A 19,755-nucleotide genomic window follows, 5' to 3' on the forward strand; every position below is an offset into this window, starting at 1 on the left:
CCCCGCGAGTGCCCACTTAATGAGGGGACTCTCACGACACCCTCAGCGGGTGGCCAGACTGGGCTCAGGCGGCGTTCAGGAAGGGCTTCCTGACCGCTCGGGTGGCGGAGTTGAGCCGTGACTACGCGGCTGAACTCCGCCACCCGACCGGTCAGTTGCATCGATCAGCCGTTGAACCGGTTCTGCGCCGCCTGCAGCCCCTCGGTCACCAGCGCCTCGACCGCGTCCGCGGCCCGCGACACCTCGATCTCGAGGTCCACCTTATGGTTCGCGGCGAAGTTCGACAGCACGAAGTCGGCCGGCGCCTGGCGACCCGGCGGGCGGCCGATGCCGACGCGTACGCGGAGGAAGTCGCCCGACCTGAGGTGAGCCCGCATCGACTTCAGCCCGTTGTGGCCGTTGTCTCCGCCGCCCGCCTTCAGGCGCAGGACGCCGAAGTCGAGGTCGAGCTCGTCGTGGATCGCGATGACCTGATTGACCGGCACCTTGTGGTAAGCCGCCAGCTTGCCGACCGCCTGGCCCGACTCGTTCATGAACGTCCGCGGCTTCACCAGGGCGACGCGCTGGGCGTCGGCCGACGGTACGCCGGTCCCGGCCGACCCGATGCGGGTCTCGCAGACCTCGGCTCGCATGCCGCGAGGCGCCGCGAAGCCGAGCGAGGCCCGGCGCGCCAACTCGTCGACGACCATGAAGCCGACGTTGTGGCGGTGAAAAGCGTAGGTCGGGCCCGGATTACCGAGCCCGACCACCAGCCATGACATCTGTTCAGTCCTGGGGGACGGAGTGGATCACTCCTTGTCGCCCTCGGCGTCGCCCTCAGCGGCGTCGCCCTCGCCCTCGGCGGCGTCACCCTCGGCGGCCTCGGCGGCCTCCTCATCGGACTCCTCGCGCTCGATGCCGGCCTCGGCCTCGGCCTCAGCGAGCTCGGCCTCGAGCTGCTCCTCGGAGACGGCCTGGGTCACGTTGACGATGAGCTGCTCCTCGTCGCCCGCGAGCACGGAGCCCGACGGCAGCGTGAGGTCCTTGGCCAGGACCTGCGAGCCGGCCTGCATGCCCTCGATCGAGACCTCGATCGACTCGGGGATGTTGGTGGCCTCGGCCTCGAGCGACACGGTGTTGTTGTCGACGACGACGACGGTCTCGGGAGCGGCCTCGCCCGTGACGTGGATCGCGACGTCCACGGTGACCTTCTCGCCCTTGCGGACGACGACCAGGTCGACGTGCTCGATGAAGCCCTTCAGCGGGTCACGCGTGACCTGCTTGGCGAGCGCGAGCTGGGTGTCCCCCTCGACGTCGATCGTCAGGACGGCGTTCTGGACGCGGAGCGCCAGCAGGGTCTCGTGACCGGGGAGGGCGATGTGGATCGGGTCGATGCCGTGGCCGTAGATCACGGCGGGGATCTTGTCGGCGCGGCGGATGCGGCGGGCCGCACCCTTGCCGAACTCGGTGCGCTTCTCGGCGCTCAGCTTGAGCTGGTCGGACATTGGTGACTCCTCACGTCGTGGATGACTGCGCCGAAGCGCACGGACGAGGAGATTCCAGTCGATCACGGACCAGTGGTCCCTCGCCAAGACAGGGGCCGAGTCTAGTCGGAGCCTGTCGCCGGGACAAGTCACGAGGTAGCGTGGGGCCTCCCCCCTGGAGGACCACCATGGACCTCGACCCGACGCCGAACCGCCACCAGCCTGACAGCTGTGGCAATCTTCATCGCCGCACTGGTCATCATCGGACCATCAGCGTGGCTGCTCTGCCTGTTCGCGGCGGGCGTCGCACTGGTCATCGTGGGGTTGCGCAAGCAACGTCCCGCGTCGCGCTGGGGGCTCGTCATCGCCGGCGTCGTCGCCGTCGCGGTGGCGTGATTCCCGCTGCTGGACCTGTTCAGCGGGTCAACCGCGCTGACTCCCTGATCGCGCAGACGAAGGCCGCCCTCACACCGACGTCACACAGTACGTCCGGGCCGGGGTCGGGAACGTGAACGGCTCGGTGGCCCCGCCGCACTTCGTCACGTCGTCCACCGGCGCCACCGACTCGACCTTGAAGAGCATGTTCGCGCCACACTCACCCGCCTCGTACCCGCGGGTGTGGTCGTCGGCGTGGTAGCAGGTCCCCACGGTGAGGTTCGGCACCAGGCAGGCCGTCCACCGCCGCGGGTTCTTCTTGTCGCGGTCGTCGACCTCCCAATATTCCTGATAGTTCGCGTTCGGGCACGCGAGCGGCCCCTGCGCCACGGAGGCCACGACATAGGTCACCGCGCCGGGCCGATCGCAGGCGACCTCCTCGTGGGCGATGTTCATGCCGCCGCTGGCCCCGCGCCCCTTTTCGGGCCTCGGGACGATGCGCAGGCAGTCCCCCACCGCGAGGTTGCGCATCTCCCGCGCCCCCGCCGCCCCGCCGGTCGCCGCACCGTCGTTCTCCTCGCCGAGCACGCGTACGCCCACTCCCCCAACCACCACCAGCGCGCCGATGGCCAGGGCCGCGTACGCCGCGGACCGGCGGTTGCGCGGGCGCGCGACCGGACGCTGTCCCGCGGGCACGTCAGCTCTGGCCGTCGAACAGCGACGTGACCGAGCCGTCCTCGAACACCTCGTTGATCGCGCGGGCGAGCAGCGGCGCGATCGACAGCACCGTCAGCTTGTTGATCTCGACATTCGCGGTGATCGGCAGCGTGTTGGTCACGATGACCTCCTCGAACGCGCTCGCGTTGAGGCGCTCGACGGCCGGCCCCGACAGCACGGGGTGGGTCGCCGCGGCGATCACCTTTGACGCACCGCGCGCCTTCAGCGCATCGGCGGCCTGGCAGATCGTGCCGGCGGTGTCGATCATGTCGTCGACCAGCAGGCACACGCGCCCCTCGACGTCGCCGACGACCTCGTGGACCGCGACCTGGTTCGCGACATTCGGGTCGCGCCGCTTGTGGATGATCGCCAGCGGGCAGCCGAGGCGGTCGGTCCACAGGTCGGCCAGGCGTACGCGGCCAGCGTCTGGCGAGACGACCACGAGGTCCTCGCTCGCGTACTTGTCCTTCACGTAGTCGGCGAGCACCGGCAGGCCCCACAGGTGGTCGACCGGCCCGTCGAAGAAGCCCTGGATCTGGGCGGCGTGGAGGTCGACCGACATCAGGCGATGGGCGCCGGCGGCGGCGTACAGGTCGGCCATCAGGCGCGCCGAGATGGGTTCGCGGCCGACGTGCTTCTTGTCCTGGCGGGCGTACGGATAGAAGGGCGAGACGACCGTGATGCGCTCGGCCGAGGCGCGCTTGAGCGCGTCGACCATGATCAACTGCTCCATCATCCACTCGTTGACCGGCGCCGGATGGGACTGGATCACGAACGCGTCGGCGCCGCGCACCGACTCCTCGAAGCGGACATAGATCTCGGAGTTCGCATAGGTCACCGAGCGCGTCGGCGTCAGCTCGACGCCCAGCAGCTCGGCGACCTCCTGGGCCAACTCGGGGTAGGCACGCCCCGAGAACAGCATCAAGTGTTTCTGGTCGTTCTTCTTGACCCCACTCATCGCGCGTCGCCCTCGCCGCGCTGGCGCTGCTGGTCGGCGACCACGTCGCCGTGGGGCGCGTACGCCCCCGCCTCGCCGGCGGCGGCGTCGAACTTCGTGCCGGCCTTGCGACGCTGCACCCAGCCGTCGGAGGTGTGCTGGCGCCCGCGGGCCACGGCGAGCGCGCCCGGCGCGACGTTCTCGGTCACGGCCGAGCCGGCCGCGACGAAGCCCGCGTCGCCGATGTCGACGGGCGCGACAAGCACGGAGTTCGAACCCACGAAGGCGTTGCGGCCGATGTGGGTCTTCCACTTGTTGTCGCCGTCGTAGTTGGCGAAGATCGTGCCGGCCCCGATGTTGGCGCCGGCATCGATGATCGCGTCGCCCGCGTACGTCAGGTGGGGCACCTTCGCGCCGTCGCCGATCGTGGTGTTCTTGGTCTCGACGAACGTGCCGACCTTCGCCTTCGCGCCGATGCGGCTGCCGGGGCGGACGTACGCGAACGGGCCAACGCTCGCGCCGGCACCGATCACGGCCAGCGTGGCCTTCGACCGCTCGACGGTCGCGCTCTCGCCGACCTCGCAGTCGACGAGCGTCGTGTCGGGGCCGATCGTGGCGCCCGCGGCGATCGAGGTCGCCCCCTCGAGGAACGTGCCGGGAAGCACGGTGACATCGGCCGCGATGTCCACCGAGGCGTGGATCCACGTGGTCGCGGGGTCGAGGATCGTCACCCCTGCGCGCATCCACTTCTCGCACAGGCGGCGGTTCATCTCGCGGTTCATGCGGGCGAGCTGGACGCGGTCATTGACGCCCTCGGTCTGCCACAGGTCGTCGACCTCGTACGCCCCCACGCGCAGCCCGTCGCCGCGGGCGATGCCGAGCACGTCGGTGAGATAGAGCTCGCCCTGGGCGTTGTCGCTGGTGATGCGCGCCAGGCCGTCGCGGAGCACGCGGGCGTCGAAGATGTAGATGCCGGAGTTGATCTCGTCGATGCGGCGGAGCTCGTCGTCGGCGTCCTTGTGCTCGACGATGCGCTCGACGAGGCCGTCGGCGTCGCGGACGATGCGGCCATAGCCGGTCGGGTCGGGCACGCGCGCGGTCAGGACGGTGACCTGGTCGGCCATCTCGCGATGGGCGGCGACGAGCGACTGCAGCGTCTCGCCGGTGAGCATCGGCACGTCGCCGTAGGTCACGATGACGTCGCCCTCGAGGTCGTCGAGCCCCGCGAGGCCGCACTGGACCGCGTGGCCCGTGCCGTTCTGCTGGTCCTGCACCGCGGTGCGGACCTCGGGCGCGATCTCGCCCAGGTGGGCCTCGACCTGCTCGCGCTGGTGGCCCACGACGACGACGAGGTGCTGCGGCGCGACGGCCTCGGCGGCGGACACCGCGTACGACAGCATCGAATGGCCCGCGACCTCGTGGAGCAGCTTGGACCGCTGCGACTTCATGCGGGTGCCGCCCCCGGCGGCGAGGACGACAACGGCGGCGATGTGCTCGGACAAGGGGTCTCCCTCAAGACGGTGCGGTCGGCGAACCTCGCTCCCCGGGCAGGAGTCGAACCTGCGTCGCTTGTCCTGATTCAAAGTCAGGCGGGCCCTGCCGGCAGACCAACCGGGGAACGACCCCGCGTGCAGCTCCGGGGCCGTGGGTCAGACTACCGGTCCCGACGCCGAGGCGTGCGAGACTGGCCGGTGTGACCGACAACCGCACCCCCCGCCGTGTCCGGATGACCGGTCAGCAGCGCCGCGAACAGCTCATCGAGATCGCGCGCGGACTGTTCGCCGGCAAGGGGTTCGAGGGCACCTCCATCGAGGAGGTCGCGGCCCGCGCGGCGGTGTCGAAGCCGGTCGTCTATGAACACTTCGGCGGCAAGGAGGGCCTCTACGCGGTGGTGGTCGACCGCGAGGTCCGCACGCTGCTCGACTCCGTACGCAGCTCCCTGCTCCACGACCAGGCGTCGCAGCGCGACCTGATCGAATATGCGGCCACCGCCCTGCTCGACTATGTCGAGGCCCACACCGACGGCTTCCGCATCCTGGTCCGCGACTCCCACGTCGGCTCGTCGGCGGGCTCGTTCGCGTCGATCCTGAGCGATGTGGCGTCACAGGTCGAGGACATCCTTGTGGCGGAGTTCAAGGCGCGGAAGCTCGACGCGAAGGCGGCCCCGCTCTATGCGCAGATGCTCGTCGGCATGGTCGGGCTCACCGGCCAGTGGTGGCTCGACAACCGCAAGCAGAAGAAGGACGACGTCGCGGCCCACCTCGTGAACCTCGCCTGGAACGGCCTGCGCAACATCGAGGCGAACCCGCGGCTGCGGGCGCGTACGCGGGACCGCGACTGAGCGGAGACGCCGGCCGAGCGCGCGCAGCCCGCAACGCTGGCTGAGCGAGCGCAGCGAGTCGAAGCCACCTTCGACTTGGGCAACGTGCGGGGACGTTGGCTGAGCGAGCGCAGCGAGTCGAAGCCACCTTCGACTCGGGCAACGTGCGGGGACGTTGGCTGAGCGAGCGCCAGCGAGTCGAAGCCACCTTCGACTTGGCCGCAAGCGGCCTCGCTCAGGCAACGTGAGGAGACGCTGGCTGAGCGAGCGCCAGCGAGTCGAAGCCACCTTCGACTCGGGCAACGTGCGGGGACGTTGGCTGAGCGAGCGCCAGCGAGTCGAAGCCACCTTCGACTTGGCCGCAAGCGGCCTCGCTCAGGCAACGTGAGGAGACGCTGGCTGAGCGAGCGCCAGCGAGTCGAAGCCCGGTTCATCACGACCTGATTCCAAATGTCGGATAAATCGTTCCAGATCTTGACCGTCCCGCTGGTCAGGAGCACAGTTCACCCAGCGACGGCACGCGCCGCGCGAAGGAGGGTGGCAGCGTGGCCAGCACGGATCTGTTCCGGCTCGACGGTCGCACCGTGGTGCTCATCGGCGTCGGCGGCATCGGCGTCGAGCTCGCCCGCGCCCTCGCCGACTTCGGAGCCCGTGTGGTCTGTGCCGACATCGACGGCGCCCTCGCGATGGACGTCGCCGCCTCGCTCCCCAATGCCTCGGGCCACGCGCTCGACCTGACCGACCCCGTCGCCGTCGAGACGCTGGCCGCCGAGCTCGGGGCCGTCGACGCCCTGGTGGTCACGGCCGGGGCGAACATCCGGAAGCCGTTGCTGAACTACACGCCCGATGAGCTCGACCGCGTTCTCGCGTTGAACCTCAAGGGTCCGTTCTTCGCCATCCAGTCGTTCGGCCGCCGCATGGCCGAGGCCGGCCGCGGCTCCATCACGATCTTCTCCTCGCTCCGCGCCCACGTCGTCGAGCCCGGACAGTCGGCGTACGCGGCCGCCAAGGCCGGCGTACTCAAACTCGTCGCGACCGCCGCGGCCGAGCTGGGGCCCCAGGGCGTGCGCGTGAACGCGATCTGTCCGGGCGTCATGGAGACGCCGCTGACGGCGCAGATCAAGCAGTCCCCCGACTGGTACGCCGCGTACGCCGACGCAAGCGCCCTGAAGCGCTGGGGACAGCCCCACGAACTCGTGGGCGCCGTGATCTGGCTCGCCTCGGACGCCTCGACGTTCGTGACCGGCGCCGCCATCAACGTCGACGGCGGCTGGACCGCCATCGACGGCCGTTTCGACCCCCCGCTGCCGCGCGACTGAACCCGTCGGCGAAACCCTGAATCCCCGTCCAGACGGGAATCCCTCCCACGAAAGGCCCTCCATGAGCACGACCGTCCACGACGAGGTGGCCGACCAGGCGGCGTTGGAAAGAACCGTGTCCAAGGTCGCGAAGCGACTGGTCCCGTTCCTGATCATCCTGTACTTCATCAACTACCTGGACCGGACGAACATCGCCTTCGCCGGCCCGAACGGCATGAACAGGGACCTGGGACTGACGCAGGCCGCGTTCGGACTCGCGTCCGGCCTCTTCTTCATCGGCTACCTGCTGCTCGAGGTGCCGTCGAACATCGCCCTCCACAAGTTCGGCGCGCGGCGTTGGATCGCCCGCATCATGGTCTCGTGGGGCATCGTCGCGACGGTCATGGCGTGGGTCCCCAACGCCGGCTGGCTGATGGGCCTGCGCGTGCTGCTGGGCATCGCCGAGGCGGGCTTCTTCCCCGGCATCATCCTCTACCTGACCTACTGGTTCCCCCAGAAGGACCGGGCGAAATACACGGCGCTGTTCCTGACCGCCATCCCGCTGTCGAGCGCACTGGGTTCGACGCTGTCCACCCTGATCATCCAGTACACGCACGGGTCGTTCTTCGGCATGGCGGGCTGGCGCGCGATGTTCCTCCTCGAGGGCATCCCGTCGATCATCCTCGGCATCATCTGCTGGTGGTACCTGACCGACCGCCCGCGTTCCGCGAAGTGGCTCACGCCGGAGGAGCAGGACACCCTCCAGAACCAGCTGGACCGTGAGCACGACCACAAGCAGAGCACCTATGAAGTCGGCATGGGCCAGGCGCTCAAGATGCCGCGCGTGTGGGCGCTCTCGCTGGTCTATTTCGGCGGCGTCTACGGCCTGTACGCCCTGTCGTTCTTCCTGCCGACCATCATCAAGGGGTTCGCGCAGACCTACAACACCAAGTTCACCGTCGTGCAGAACGGCCTGATCAACGCCGTCCCGTTCGTGTTCGGCGTGATCGCGATGTTGATCTGGGGTCGCCACTCCGACCGCACCAAGGAGCGGGTGTGGCACACCGCGGGGCCGCTGATCCTCGGCGGCATCGCGATCCCGATCACGCTGTACATGCGCAACCCGTTCATGGCCATGTTCATGGTCACGATCTGCACCGTCTGCATCATGGCGTTCCTGTCGGTGTTCTGGACCCTGCCGACGACGTTCCTCACCGGAGCGGCCGCGGCCACAGGCATCGCCCTGGTCAACTCGATCGGCAACCTGTCGGGCTTCGCCGCCCCCTACATCACGGGCTGGATGGCCGACCTGACGGGCAACCAGAGGACGGGCCTGTGGATCGTCGGTGGTGCGATGATCGCCGCGGCGATCATCACGCTGATCCTGAAGGCGGCCCCGGCGCCCAAGGGCGCCACGGGCGAGCGCATCGAGGCCGGGCACTGACCGCAGTCCCCTCGCCGTGAACGAGGCCCCCGCACCCGGATTGGGTGCGGGGGCCTTGCGGCTTCGACTCGGCCGCATGCGGCTTCGACTCGGCCGCAGGCGGCTTCGACTCGGCCGCAGGCGGCCTCGCTCAGCCAACTTGACTGAGCGCGCGCGCGTACCCACGTTGACTGAGCGAGCGCGCGTACCCACGTTGACTGAGCGAGCGCCAGCGAGTCGAAGTCACTCCCCGAACCTCGTCATCAGCCGCCGCAGCAGCCCCGACAGCGCCTTCCGCTCATCGGCCGCCAGCGACCCGAGCAGCTCCGCCTCCCTGGCCAGCAGCGCTTCGAGCGCCCCGTCGACGGCGGCCCGTCCGGCCGGGGTCAGGCGTACGAGCACGCCGCGCCGGTCGCCGGGATCGGGCCGACGCTCCACCAGGCCGCGGCCGACGAGCCGGTCGACGCGGTTCGTCATCGTGCCCGACGTCACGAGCGTCTCCCGCAGCAGGCGGCCCGGCGACAGTTCATAGGGCTTCCCCGCGCGGCGCAGCGCCGCCAGGACGTCGAACTCCCACGTGACGAAGTCATGGGCGGCGAACGCGTCGTTCCGGGCCCGGTCGAGCAGCAGGCTGAGCCGGGACACGCGCGAGAGGACCTCCATGGGGCTGAGGTCGAGGTCGGCGCGCTCGCGCGCCCAGTCGCGGAGCAGGCGGTCGACATCGTCGTCACGCGGGTCGTCCCTGCTGTCGTCGGGCATGGCCCGAGCGTACCCAAGTGTCTTGACATCGAGATTCTTGGGGCGCACTCTCGGTCTCGACACCACCCGACCGAGGAGGCCGCATGGGCGACTGGGATCCCACGCACTACCTGGCGTACGCCGACGAGCGCGGCCGCCCGTTCCACGACCTGATGGCACGGGTGGGTGCCGCCTCGCCCGGTCTCGTCGTCGACCTCGGCTGTGGGCCGGCGAACCTGACGGTCACGCTGGCCGAGCGCTGGCCCGACGCGCGGGTGGTCGGCGTGGACTCCTCGGCGGCGATGCTCGAGCGTGCCCGCACGGGGGCCCCGACAGTCGAGGTGGTCCAGGCCGACCTGCGCGAGTGGCGGGCCGACGGGCCGGTCGACGTGCTGGTCTCGAACGCCACCCTGCAATGGATTCCGGACTGGCCGACCCTGCTGCCCGACCTGGTCACCGACGTCGTCCCAGGCGGCTGGGTCGCGTTCCAGGTGCCGCGCAACTGGGACCAGCCCAACCACGTGCTGATGCGCGAGCTGGGCGAGCACCCGCGATTCGCGCCCCACCTCGAGGGCGTCGCGCGCACGCGGATGGTCGACACGACCGACGTGATGCGGCGGCTGCACGGGCTGGGATTCGTGGTGGACGGCTGGGAGACGACCTACCTGCACGTGCTGCAGGGCGAGGACGCGGTGTTCGACTGGATCTCGTCGACGGGCGCGCGGCCGACGCTGGACGCGCTGCCGGCGGGGCTCCGGGAGGAGTACGCGGAGGACTACAAGGCGCTGCTGAGGCGGGCGTACCCGAAGACCGAGCTGGGGACCGTGCTGCCGTTCCCGCGGTCGTTCGTGGTGGGCCGGAGGGGGTCCTGACCGGGTGGGTGGCGGAGTTGAGCCGCGTAGTCACGGCTCAACTCCGCCACCCGACCGGTCAGTTCGCCCGGTTCTTCTCGTCGCGCCACGCCACGAGCTCGCGCAGCGGACCCAGGTCGTAGTCGGGGCCGCTCGTGCCGATGGTGAACAGCCGGGTGCCGACCGCGTACCGCTCGTCGGCGTTGCCCGCATAGTCCTTCACGTCTTCGGGAACGCGGCCCGGCGTGGGCGACACGCCGGCCGACCGTTCGATCTCCAGCGGGTCGCGGCCCACCTTCGCACACCAGCGGTCGAGCACCTCATGCTTGTGGGCGATGGTCTCCGGGTCGCCGAAGCCATGCCAGATGTTCGCCTGCTCGGCGACGATGCGGAGGGTCTTCTTCTCCCCGCCCCCTCCGATCAGCACGGGGATCTCGCGCGTGGGCCGCGGGTTCAGCGATTCCCAACGCCGCTTGAGGATCGGGAGGTCGCGGTCGAGGTCGTCGAGGCGGCTGATCTTGTCGCCGAAGTCATAGCCATACTCCTCGTAGTCCTTCTCGAACCAGCCCGACCCGATGCCGAGGATGAGGCGTCCCTCACCGGCCTTGGCCGAGATGTGGTCGACGGTCCGGGCCATGTCGGCGAGCAGCTGCGGGTTGCGATAGCTGTTGCACGTGACCAGGGCGCCGATCTCGACGCGCTCGGTCGCCTCGGCCCACGCCGCGAGCATGGTCCAGCACTCGAAGTGCTTGCCGTCGGGATCGCCGTTGAGTGGGAAGAAATGATCCCAGTTGAAGAGCACGTCGGCACCGGCCTCCTCGGCCCGGGCGACGGCGCGGCGGATCGCGGGATAGTCGGCGTGCTGCGGCTGGATCTGTACGCCGATGCGGGCGGGGCGGGGATCGGTCACGGCTCCTCCTTGGCTGGGCTGCGCAGCACTCTGGCACAGCCCGGCGAACCCGCGTAGGCCGGGTCCCGGGACAGGGCGCGGTGGCCCCTGCGTCTTAGCGAGCCCAACTGTCACCCAGCGAGCCCCATGGGGCTCGATCAGTCGCAGTAGGGCTCAATGAGTCGGGGGCTGGGGTGATCAACTGATCAGCCGCGCGCCCGCGACCGGGCCGTGGACCCGGCGTACGGCGCGGGCGACACCCTCCGACGACAGGGCCGTCGACAGCGTGATGGCCTCGTCCTCGTTCCCACACAGGAAGGCGCAGGTCGGGCCAGACCCCGAGACCATCGCGCCCAGCGCGCCCAGCTCGAGGCCGGCGTCCAGGGTCTGCTGCAGTTCGGGCTTGAGGTCGATGGCGGCCTCGGCGAGGTCGTTGCGGAGCAGCGGGCCCAGGGCGGCACTGTCGCCGCGGGCCAGGGCGTCCATCAGGTCGGTCGGCATGTCGGTCGGGCGCCCGTCGGGGTGGAGCTCGTCGAAGCGGCGATAGACCGCCGGGGTGGACAGTCCGCCCTCGGCGAGCGCGATCACCCAGTGATGGGTGCCACGCGTGAGGGCGGGCACGAGCTCGTCGCCGCGTCCGGTGCCGATCGCGGTGCCGCCGAGCAGCGAGAACGGCACGTCGGCGCCGAGCTCGGCCCCCAGCTCGCGCAGCTCCTCGTGTTCGGCGTCGAGGTCCCACAACACCGAGCAGGCCAGCAACGCGGCCGCGGCGTCGGCCGAGCCCCCGGCCATGCCGCCCGCGACGGGGATGGACTTCTTGATGGTCATGCGTACGCCGTGGCGGTCGTCCCCGCCGAACCGGTCGGCCACCAGGCGGGCGGCCCGCATCGCGAGGTTGGAGTCGTCGACGGCGACGGTCGAGGCGCCCTCACCGCTCATCGCCAGCGAGAAGTGGCCCGGCTCCTCGAGCTGGGCGACCAGCTCGTCGTGCATCGACACCGCCTGGAACACCGTCGTCAGCGGGTGGTAGCCGTCGTCGCCGACGGCCCCCACGCACAGCGCGAGGTTGATCTTCGCCGGGACGCGGACGCGTACGGACGTCGGCTCCGGGAGCATGGGTGAGGCCACGCCGCCAACGTAGTGGACGTCGAGCCCACAGGGACCCGGGGTCCCTCAGCGGTGCAGCGCCTCTGCGATCCGCGCGAACGCCTCCACCGTCAGCGACTCGCCGCGCACGGTCGGGTCGATGCCAGCGGCATCGAGGGCCGCGCTCGCCGCGGCCGATCCGCCCGCCATGCCGGCCAGGGCGGCCCGCAACATCTTGCGTCGCTGGCCGAACGCCGCGTCGATGACCGCGAAGACCTGTTCGCGCGTCGCCGTCGTCGGGGGCGGGTCGCGGCGGACGATCTCGACGAGCCCGGAATCGACGTTTGGGACGGGCCAGAAGACGCTCGGTGGGACGGTGCCGACGCGGCGGGCGGCCGCGTACCACTCCATCTTCACCGAGGGCACGCCGTAGACCTTGGAGCCCGGCTTCGCGACGAGCCGGTCGGCGACCTCGAGCTGCACCATCACCAGACCGCGTTGCAGGGTTGGGAATCGCGCGAGCAGGTGGAGCAGCACCGGGACGCTGACGTTGTAGGGCAGGTTCGCCACCACGGTCGTCGGCGCGGGCTCGGGGAGCTCGTCGACGAGGAGGGCGTCGCGATGGATGACCGTCAGCTTGTCGGCGGCCTCCGGCATGCGGGTGGCGACGGTGTGGGGCAACCGCTCGGCGAGGCGGTCCTCGATCTCGACGACCGTGACATGGCGCGCGGCCTCGAGCAGGCCGAGGGTCAGCGACCCGAGGCCCGGACCGATCTCGAGGACGACGTCGTCGGGCTTCACCGCGGCGAGCGTGACAATGCGCCGCACGGTGTTGGCGTCGGTGACGAAGTTCTGGCCGCGCTGCTTGGTCGGCCGCAGGTCGAGCTGGGTGGCGAGCGCGCGCACCGAGGTCGGGTCGAGGAGGCCGGTCACCACTGCCCCCAGCGCACCTGAGTCTCGCGCGAGCGGCGGGCGCGCCGCAGCGGCGACCCCGACTGCTCGGCCTCGGCCGGATGGCCCAGGCTGATCACGCCGGCGACCAACTGGTCGGGGGGTACGCCGAAGCCGGCGCGCACCGCATCGACCTTTTCGGGCGGGATGCCGAAGAAGCAGGCGCCGAGTCTGCGGTCGACCGCGCCCAGGAGGATGTTCTCCGCCGCCATGCCCGCGTCGACATACCAGAACGGCGTGGGCCAACGCCCCTCGTCGCGGTCGGTCCAGCCCTTGTCGGGCTCGGCGTAGCGATCGAGGTACGCCTCCTTGCTGCACCACACGAGGATGAGCACGGGCGCGGTCGACATGCGCTCGAGCCAGCGGGTCGCATCGTCCACCGTGAGTTCCCAGAACCGGGACAGGTCGTCACCGTCGAGGGCCTGGAAGTTGACGCCTTGGGAGAAGCCGGCCGAGGGAGCGCGTACGCCGAGGTCGAGGAGGGCGTCGACGGTCTCGCGGTCGACGGGCTCGGAGGTGTATTCCCGGACCATCCGGCGACGCCGGATCACCCGGTCGACCTCCGAGCGAGAGTCACGCGCATCGCCCTCGATCTCCGAGCGAGGCCGTTCGCGGCCGAGACGAGGAGTCACCACGCACCTCCGAACGCCGCGAACGCGTTGTCCGTCAGGGAATCGCAGAGTTCGGCGAGGTCGTCGCCGCGCTCGGCGGCCATGAACCGCACGGTGTGGGGGATGAGATAGCTCGCGTTGGGATAGCCACGGTGGGGCACCGGCACGAGATAGGGAGCATCGGTCTCGGTCAGCAGCCGGTTGCGGGGAGTCACCCGCAGCGCCTCGCGCAGGTCGGCGTTCGCCTTGTAGGTCACGGGGCCGGGGAAACTCAGGTAGGCGCCGCGGTCGAGGCAGGCCCGGGCGAAGTCGGCGTCGCCGGAGAAGCAGTGCATCACGACGCGCGCGGGCACGCCCTCGGCGTCGAGCACGGCGAGGATGTCGTCGTGGGCGTCCCGGTCGTGGATGACGAGTGTCTTGTCATGCTCCTTCGCCAGCGCGATGTGGAAGGCGAAGGACTCCTTCTGGACGCGCTGGGCGTCGGCGTCGCGCGTGCGGAAATAGTCGAGCCCGGTCTCCCCCACGCCCCGCACGCGGTCGCCGCCGGTGGCGGCCAGCTGGGCGACGACCTCGAGGGCGGCGGGCAGGTCGGACCCGAGTCGAGCGGCGTCGTTCGGGTGGATCGCGACGCTCGCGACGACCTCGGGGAAGCGCGCGGCCGCCTCGACGGCCCAGCGCGAGCCCTCGACATCGCACCCGACCTGCACGATGCGCGTGATGTTGGCCTCGGCGGCCTGGCGGATCGCGCGGGCCGGGTCGTGGCCGACGACCTCGAACGCGGTGTCGAGGTGGCAGTGGGAGTCGACCACCGGTCGCGGCAGGGCCTCGGGCATCGGGGGCAGCTCGTCCTTCACCGGGCAGAGTCTACGGTCAGCGTGTCGGATCGCACGCTCGATGCGCGATGGAGGGGCTGAGACACCATTGCTTTGCATCGAGGGTTCGATCGAACACGGCGCATCGGCACATAGCGTGGGGGCATGCATTTCCCCCTCCACGGCCGCACCGCCGTCGTCACCGGCGTCAGCCGCCGCCAGGGCATCGGCTTCGCGATCGCCGCGCGGCTGGCCGCCATGGGCGCGAGCCTCGTCACGCAGCACTGGCAGCCCCACGACGCCGACCAGCCCTGGGGCGGTGACGACCTCGACGCCGTCCGCGACGCCCTGCGGTCGCGCCTCGCCCCCGGAGCCCGACTGGCCGACCTCAGCCTCGACCTCGCCGCCCCGACCGCCGGCGAGGACCTCGTCGCGCGAGCCCACGACCGGCTCGGCCACCTCGACATTCTCGTGTGCAACCACGCGCGCTCCGGCGACGACGGACCCCTGGCCGACCAGACAGCCGAGTCGCTCGACGGCCACTGGGCGGTCAACGCGCGCTCCACAATCCTTGCCACCAAGGCCTTCGCGGCCCAGCACGACGGCCGCGACGGCGGCCGCGTCATCTGGTTCACCTCCGGCCAGGTCGCCGGCCCGATGTCGGACGAGATCGCGTACGCCGCCTCCAAGGCCGCCCTCGCCGGCCTCACCCCGAGCGTGGCCGACGACCTCATCGACCGCGGCATCGTCATGAACACCGTCAACCCCGGCCCGGTGAACACCGGCTATCTCGACGCCGACACCTCCGACCGCGCCGATCGGCTGGACGACATCCTCGCCCACTGCCCCACCGGCCGTTTCGGCGAGCCCGACGACCCGGCGCGGCTCGTGGCCTGGCTCGTCAGCGACGAGGGTCGCTGGATGGTCGGGCAGGTGCTCAGCACCGAGGGCGGCTTCCGCCGCTGAGCCACGAACCCCCGACAAGGGCGCCCGTCACCGCACCACTTCGCGGTGCGACGCATCCACCCGACGCGTCCAGCCCCGCCGGTCGAGCTCCTCGAGCAGCGGGATGACCACGCGCCGCGTCGTGTCCAGTGCCTGACGGGCCTCGCTGGTCGTGAACGGCTGCGGAAGGGCGGCCAACTCACGCATGGCCCGAGCCGGGCCGGTCGGCGCGAGCACGATCGCGTCCCCGAGTTCGACCAGACGCCCGAGCCGCACCGCCGCCGCCACCTCCTTGACGCCAAGCCCCAGAGCAACCAATTCGTCGCGCTCCGGCGCCGCGAACGGCCGCTCCGCCAGACGCCGTTCGAGCGAGGCCACCCCCGGCTCCGCCGCGCCCAGGTCGGCGGCCCGTCCCGGCAGCGACAGATATCCCTCGGCCAGTTCCAGACCCGCGGCCGGGGCCAGTTCGGCGAGGATCGACGCCTCGGGAACCCCGATCGCCTCGACCGCCGCACGCGCCGACATCCTTCCCTGCAGGGGATCGCCGGCAACGGCACCCTCCACCACGGCGCGCAGTTCTTTCGCCCAGACGTCCCACTGCGTCGGCGCGACCAGCACGCCACTCACCGCCCGCACCACCCCGGACCCCGTCGCCGCCGCGACCTCACCCTCACTCGCCCCCAGCGCCCACAGTGCCTCCCCACGCATCCAGCCGCGCCGTGTCACCTCGCGTTCGACGTCGAGCACCGCCGGCACGTCCGCGAGCGACTCCCCCCGGCGCCGCCCGTCACCGCGCCGCGTGAGTGCCGGCGGATCGACGTCCAGCACGACGGCGCCACAGACCACGCGCTGCTGTCCCGGGTCGCGCAACACGAGCCTGTCCCCGACCGCCAGCGGCAGCCCACCGACCCACGTCAGCCGCGCCACCTGTCCCGCCAACGGGCGTACGCGGACCTCCACAGCCGCCGTGCCGACATGCGCCATCACGTGCTCAGGAAGGGAATCCGCGGCCACGTCGAGCCGCGCGTCCACGGCGGAGGTGCGGTGCCAGGGACCACCGAGCAACACGTCGCCGCGCGCCACCTCGTCGGTCGCCACACCGCGCAGGTTCACGGCCGCGCGGGCGGTCGCCGTCGCCTCGCCCACCGCAACCTCGAGGCTCTGCAGCCCGCGCACGGTCGCGTCGCGAGCCCCCGAAACCCCACTCACCGCGAGCCGGTCCCCCACGCGCACCCGCCCCGATTCGAGCGTCCCGGTCACCACCGTCCCCGCGCCGCGGACGGTGAACACCCGGTCCACCCACAGGCGTACGCGGCCGTCGACCTCCGGCTCCGGCGACGCCGCGCACAGCCGGGCCAGGGCCGCGCGCAGGTCGTCGAGCCCCTCGCCGGTCACCGCCGAGCACGCCACGACCTCGCAGCCCGCCAGCGCAGTCCCCGCGAGCCTGTCGCCCACCTGCGCCATCGCCGGCCCCGGCTCAGCGAGGTCGCTGCGCGTGATCGCGACGACGGCGCGCTCGATGCCGAGCGCACGAACCGCGTCGAGGTGTTCGCCGCTCTGGGCGCGCCACCCCTCGTCGGCCGCCACGACGAACAGCACCGCGGGAGCCGGCCCGACGCCCGCGAGCATGTTCGCGATGAACCGCTGGTGGCCCGGCACGTCGACGACGGCCACGGTTTCCCCGCCCGGGAGCCGCGTCCACGCGTACCCCAGGTCGATGGTCAGGCCGCGCCGGTGCTCCTCGGCCCAGCGGTCGGGGTCGGTGCCGGTGAGGGCGCGTACGAGCGCCGACTTGCCGTGGTCGACGTGGCCGGCGGTCGCGATCACCCTCACGCGCGGCCCTCGCCCGCCAGCGCGGCCAGCACCGCCGCGGTCAGGTCCGCGTCCTCGGCGGGGTCGACGCAGCGCAGGTCGACCAGGCAGGCGCCGGAATCGATGCGCGGCATGACCGCCGTCGCGCCCGTACGCAGCGCCAGCGCCAGCCGGTCGGGGTGGTCGCCGGGCAGGGCGACCGCGACCCCGGGCAGCGGTACGCCGGGGGCTCCCCCGCCGCCCACGCGCCCGTCGACGGCGACGACGCGGCCGCCCACCGCCGCGGCGAGGGCGTCCGTCCGGGCGATCAGATCCGGGGTGGCCCCCGCGCGGCGCGCGACCGTGACCGGAGGTTCCGGCCCCCGCAGGGTCGCCTCCAGCGCCGCGAGCGTGAGCTTGTCGACCCGCAGGGCGCGGGCCAGCGGGTGGCGGCGCAGCCGCTGGACCGCGTCGCCGGAGCCCAGGAGGAGGCCGGCCTGCGGCCCGCCGAGCAGCTTGTCCCCCGACGCCGTGACGACTGCGGCGCCCGCCTCCAGCGCGGAGGCGGCGTCGGGCTCGTCAGGGAGCCCCCGGTCGGGGGCCAGGAGACCGGACCCGATGTCCACCACCACCGGCACCACCTCGCCGCCGGGCATCCGCAGGCCCGCCAGCTCGGCGACGTCGACCCCGTGCGCGAAGCCCTCGACCCGGAAGTTGCTGGGGTGCACCTTGAGCACGCAGCCCGTCTCGGGGCCGATCGCGTCGGCATAGTCGGCCAGGTGGGTGCGATTCGTGGTGCCGACCTCGCGCAGCCGCGCGCCGGTCGACGCGATCAGGTCCGGCAGCCGGAAGCCGTCGCCGATCTCGACCAGCTCGCCGCGCGAGACGACGACCTCGCGGCCCGCAGCCAGCGCGGTCGTCGCCAGCACCAGCGCGGCGGCCCCGTTGTTGACGACCATCGCGGCCTCCGCGGGCTCGACGGCGGCGAGCAGCGCCCCCTCGACCCCCGCCCCGCGGCGCGAGCGCCGCCCCGTCTCGAGGTCGAGCTCGAGGTCGACGTGGCCGCAGGCCGCCGCCACGGCCTCGCGCGCCGCCCGCGACAGCGGCGCCCGCCCCAGGTTGGTGTGGACGACCACCCCGGTCGCGTTGATGACCGGCCGCAGAGAGCTCACGGGTGCCAGGTCGGCGACGGCAGCGTCGGCCACGGCCCCGGGCGCGATCTCGCCGTCCCGCACGCGCTGCTGTGCCCGCGCAACGGCTTCCTTGACCAGCGCGCGCCCGTGCGTACGCATCGCCGCGACCAAGCGCGGGTCGCCCAGCACCACGTCCGTACGCGGGGTCCTGCGCCGCTCGTCCACGCGCATCCTCTCGCCAGCTGGTCCACGCACTGATGGCGGAGGCGGACGGGAATCGAACCCGCCAGGCCGAGATGCTCGGCCTCACCGGTGTTGAAGACCGGGGAGCCCACCAGGAACTCATACGCCTCCGGGGCGGCCAGAGTAGCGCCCCCTAGGTTGGGGTCATGACCGGCGCCCAGTCCCCCACAGGCCCCATCCGCCTCACCCAGTTCGCCCACGGCGGTGGGTGCGCCTGCAAGATCCCGCCGGGCGAGCTCGAGGCGATGGTCGCCGGACTCGTCGGCCGGCCCAGCCCGGGGCTCGTCGTCGGCCTCGATGACGGCGACGACGCCGCGGCCGTGCTGGTGCGCCCCGGCACCGACGACCGCCAGGTCGTCATCTCGACCACCGACTTCTTCACGCCCGTGGTCGACGACGCGTACGACTGGGGTCGCATCGCCGCCGCCAACGCCCTGAGCGACGTGTACGCGATGGGCGGGCGCCCCGTCCTCGCCATCAACCTGCTCGGGTGGCCGCGCGACGTGCTGCCCGCCGAGCTCGCGACCGAGGTGCTGCGCGGCGGTCTGGACGTCTGCGCGCTGGCCGACACCCCGCTCGCGGGCGGCCACTCGATCGACGACCCGGAGCCGAAATATGGCCTCGCGGTGACCGGACTCGGCCACGCCGATCGGCTGCTGCGCAACGACGCCGCGACCGCGGGCACGCCGATCTCGCTGACCAAGCCGATCGGCGTCGGCGTCCTGAACAACCGGCACAAGGCCACGGGCGAGGTGTTTCCCGAGGCCATCGCCTCGATGACGACCCTCAACGACGTCCCCTCGCGGGCGGCGCTCGACGCCGGCATCCGCGCCGCCACCGACGTCACGGGGTTCGGCCTGCTCGGCCACCTTTTCAAGATGGCGCGGGCCTCGGGCGTGACCGCGGTGGTCGACGCCGCGGGGGTGCCCTATCTCGACGGGGCCCGGCGCAGCTTCGCCGACGGTTTCGTGCCGGGCGGCAGCCGACGCAACCTCGACTGGGTCCGCCCCCACCTGTCGGCGGGCGTCGACGAGGACGAGCTGCTGCTGCTCGCCGACGCCCAGACCTCCGGCGGGCTGCTGGTCGCCGGCGAGATCCCGGGCGCGACGGTCATCGGCGAGTTCGTGGCGCGCGGCGAGGCGGCGGTGGAGGTGCGCTGACCCTAGAGTGAC

At 71.6% G+C, this 19,755-nt stretch carries 20 protein-coding genes and 2 tRNA genes; 7 read left to right on the forward strand and 15 right to left on the reverse strand.

Going from position 1 to position 19,755, the window contains the following annotated elements; translation table 11 throughout:
* Positions 1–164: 164 nt before the first annotated feature.
* On the reverse strand, positions 165–761 hold the full coding sequence (gene pth, locus ACYVAG_RS02510; protein WP_460766042.1) for an aminoacyl-tRNA hydrolase: 597 nt from the start codon (positions 759–761) through the stop codon (positions 165–167).
* Positions 762–788: 27 nt separating this feature from the next.
* On the reverse strand, positions 789–1,484 hold the full coding sequence (locus ACYVAG_RS02515) for a 50S ribosomal protein L25/general stress protein Ctc (protein WP_460766045.1): 696 nt from the start codon (positions 1,482–1,484) through the stop codon (positions 789–791).
* 210 nt (positions 1,485–1,694) lie between these two features.
* Here ACYVAG_RS02515 and ACYVAG_RS02520 point away from each other — a divergent pair, with 210 nt between their 5' ends.
* Entirely contained in the window at positions 1,695–1,859 is a 165-nt protein-coding gene (locus ACYVAG_RS02520; protein WP_460766048.1) for a hypothetical protein, read from the forward strand.
* A 69-nt stretch (positions 1,860–1,928) separates the two neighbouring features.
* Here ACYVAG_RS02520 and ACYVAG_RS02525 read toward each other — a convergent pair whose 3' ends face one another.
* The 4 genes from ACYVAG_RS02525 to ACYVAG_RS02540 form a co-directional block, all read right to left on the reverse strand.
* Complete coding sequence (locus ACYVAG_RS02525) at positions 1,929–2,534, reverse strand: hypothetical protein (protein ID WP_460766050.1); 606 nt, start codon at positions 2,532–2,534, stop codon at positions 1,929–1,931.
* A 1-nt stretch (position 2,535) separates the two neighbouring features.
* Positions 2,536–3,513 (reverse strand): ribose-phosphate diphosphokinase, encoded by a 978-nt coding sequence (locus tag ACYVAG_RS02530; protein WP_460766053.1) that lies wholly within the window; start codon positions 3,511–3,513, stop codon positions 2,536–2,538.
* On the reverse strand, positions 3,510–4,994 hold the full coding sequence (glmU, locus tag ACYVAG_RS02535) for a bifunctional UDP-N-acetylglucosamine diphosphorylase/glucosamine-1-phosphate N-acetyltransferase GlmU (protein WP_460766056.1): 1,485 nt from the start codon (positions 4,992–4,994) through the stop codon (positions 3,510–3,512). Before glmU ends, ACYVAG_RS02530 begins: the two co-directional genes overlap by 4 nt.
* Positions 4,995–5,031: 37 nt before the next feature.
* Positions 5,032–5,110 (reverse strand) — tRNA-Gln (locus ACYVAG_RS02540).
* 108 nt (positions 5,111–5,218) lie between these two features.
* On the opposite strand from ACYVAG_RS02540, the gene ACYVAG_RS02545 reads away from it, so the two are divergent.
* The 3 genes from ACYVAG_RS02545 (at position 5,219) to ACYVAG_RS02555 (ending at position 8,554) form a co-directional block, all read left to right on the forward strand.
* Positions 5,219–5,833 carry a TetR/AcrR family transcriptional regulator gene (locus ACYVAG_RS02545; protein ID WP_460766819.1) on the forward strand — a complete coding sequence of 205 codons (615 nt, stop codon included), beginning with the start codon at positions 5,219–5,221 and terminating at the stop codon, positions 5,831–5,833.
* A 524-nt stretch (positions 5,834–6,357) separates the two neighbouring features.
* On the forward strand, positions 6,358–7,131 hold the full coding sequence (locus ACYVAG_RS02550) for an SDR family NAD(P)-dependent oxidoreductase (RefSeq protein ID WP_460766059.1): 774 nt from the start codon (positions 6,358–6,360) through the stop codon (positions 7,129–7,131).
* Between the two features lie 61 nt (positions 7,132–7,192).
* Positions 7,193–8,554: an MFS transporter gene (locus ACYVAG_RS02555; protein WP_460766062.1), complete on the forward strand. Its 1,362-nt coding sequence runs from the start codon at positions 7,193–7,195 to the stop codon at positions 8,552–8,554.
* A gap of 222 nt (positions 8,555–8,776) precedes the next feature.
* Here ACYVAG_RS02555 and ACYVAG_RS02560 read toward each other — a convergent pair whose 3' ends face one another.
* Entirely contained in the window at positions 8,777–9,292 is a 516-nt protein-coding gene (locus tag ACYVAG_RS02560; RefSeq protein WP_460766064.1) for a MarR family winged helix-turn-helix transcriptional regulator, read from the reverse strand.
* Between the two features lie 83 nt (positions 9,293–9,375).
* Here ACYVAG_RS02560 and ACYVAG_RS02565 point away from each other — a divergent pair, with 83 nt between their 5' ends.
* Positions 9,376–10,143 carry a methyltransferase domain-containing protein gene (locus ACYVAG_RS02565; RefSeq protein ID WP_460766067.1) on the forward strand — a complete coding sequence of 256 codons (768 nt, stop codon included), beginning with the start codon at positions 9,376–9,378 and terminating at the stop codon, positions 10,141–10,143.
* A 58-nt stretch (positions 10,144–10,201) separates the two neighbouring features.
* On the opposite strand, the gene ACYVAG_RS02570 is transcribed toward ACYVAG_RS02565, so the two are convergent.
* The 5 genes from ACYVAG_RS02570 to ACYVAG_RS02590 form a co-directional block, all read right to left on the reverse strand.
* Positions 10,202–11,032, reverse strand: a complete 831-nt coding sequence (locus tag ACYVAG_RS02570; protein WP_460766070.1) for an LLM class F420-dependent oxidoreductase — start codon at positions 11,030–11,032, stop codon at positions 10,202–10,204.
* A 177-nt stretch (positions 11,033–11,209) separates the two neighbouring features.
* Positions 11,210–12,139, reverse strand: coding sequence for a 4-(cytidine 5'-diphospho)-2-C-methyl-D-erythritol kinase (locus tag ACYVAG_RS02575; protein WP_460766073.1), 930 nt, complete (start codon positions 12,137–12,139; stop codon positions 11,210–11,212).
* A gap of 45 nt (positions 12,140–12,184) precedes the next feature.
* Positions 12,185–13,030 (reverse strand): 16S rRNA (adenine(1518)-N(6)/adenine(1519)-N(6))-dimethyltransferase RsmA, encoded by an 846-nt coding sequence (gene rsmA, locus ACYVAG_RS02580; protein WP_460766076.1) that lies wholly within the window; start codon positions 13,028–13,030, stop codon positions 12,185–12,187.
* Positions 13,027–13,680 (reverse strand): nitroreductase family protein, encoded by a 654-nt coding sequence (locus tag ACYVAG_RS02585; RefSeq protein WP_460766079.1) that lies wholly within the window; start codon positions 13,678–13,680, stop codon positions 13,027–13,029. The genes rsmA and ACYVAG_RS02585 overlap by 4 nt, the downstream gene beginning before the upstream one ends.
* Positions 13,677–14,492, reverse strand: coding sequence for a TatD family hydrolase (locus ACYVAG_RS02590; RefSeq protein ID WP_460766822.1), 816 nt, complete (start codon positions 14,490–14,492; stop codon positions 13,677–13,679). The genes ACYVAG_RS02585 and ACYVAG_RS02590 overlap by 4 nt, the downstream gene beginning before the upstream one ends.
* Positions 14,493–14,636: 144 nt before the next feature.
* On the opposite strand from ACYVAG_RS02590, the gene ACYVAG_RS02595 reads away from it, so the two are divergent.
* Positions 14,637–15,437 (forward strand): SDR family oxidoreductase, encoded by an 801-nt coding sequence (locus ACYVAG_RS02595; protein ID WP_460766081.1) that lies wholly within the window; start codon positions 14,637–14,639, stop codon positions 15,435–15,437.
* A gap of 27 nt (positions 15,438–15,464) precedes the next feature.
* Here ACYVAG_RS02595 and selB read toward each other — a convergent pair whose 3' ends face one another.
* The 3 genes from selB to ACYVAG_RS02610 form a co-directional block, all read right to left on the reverse strand.
* On the reverse strand, positions 15,465–17,249 hold the full coding sequence (gene selB / locus ACYVAG_RS02600) for a selenocysteine-specific translation elongation factor (protein WP_460766084.1): 1,785 nt from the start codon (positions 17,247–17,249) through the stop codon (positions 15,465–15,467).
* Positions 17,246–18,571, reverse strand: a complete 1,326-nt coding sequence (gene selA / locus ACYVAG_RS02605; RefSeq protein WP_460766086.1) for an L-seryl-tRNA(Sec) selenium transferase — start codon at positions 18,569–18,571, stop codon at positions 17,246–17,248. Before selA ends, selB begins: the two co-directional genes overlap by 4 nt.
* A 27-nt stretch (positions 18,572–18,598) precedes the next feature.
* Positions 18,599–18,694: transfer RNA gene (locus ACYVAG_RS02610), tRNA-Sec, on the reverse strand.
* A gap of 35 nt (positions 18,695–18,729) precedes the next feature.
* On the opposite strand from ACYVAG_RS02610, the gene selD reads away from it, so the two are divergent.
* Complete coding sequence (gene selD / locus ACYVAG_RS02615) at positions 18,730–19,743, forward strand: selenide, water dikinase SelD (protein WP_460766089.1); 1,014 nt, start codon at positions 18,730–18,732, stop codon at positions 19,741–19,743.
* Positions 19,744–19,755 lie beyond the last annotated feature (12 nt).

The organism is Mariniluteicoccus flavus (assembly GCF_054776655.1).